This is a genomic window from Pseudomonas sp. 10C3 (assembly GCF_036346185.1).
Classification (GTDB): Bacteria; Pseudomonadota; Gammaproteobacteria; order Pseudomonadales; family Pseudomonadaceae; genus Aquipseudomonas.
Map to the genome: position 1 here is coordinate 1 of NZ_JASJVE010000176.1, position 245 is coordinate 245.

Annotated in this window: 1 protein-coding gene; it reads right to left on the reverse strand. The window is 60.0% G+C overall.

All coding sequences use genetic code 11. From position 1 onward, the window contains the following. The coding region (locus tag QN399_RS26530; protein ID WP_330201968.1) for an amidohydrolase family protein at positions 1–245 on the reverse strand (245 nt) is incomplete at both ends.

Sequence of the window (245 nt, forward strand, 5' to 3'; positions counted from 1 at the left end):
GTGAATGACGCTGGTGTTGCTTTCTACCAGTAAAGCCAGGTCGTCTTCGCTGATTTGGGTCATGTGCACGGCCTGAAAGCGCGGGCCCAGCAAGCCAAGGCGAGCCAGGCGCGCCAATGGCCGCTCGCCGGTCTGCTCGATGGCTTGCTGCACTTCAAAGGCGGTTTCGTGAACGTGCATATGGATCGCGGCGTCCAGCTCTTCGGCGATCACCCGGATTTTTTCCAGGTTGGCATCGCACACGG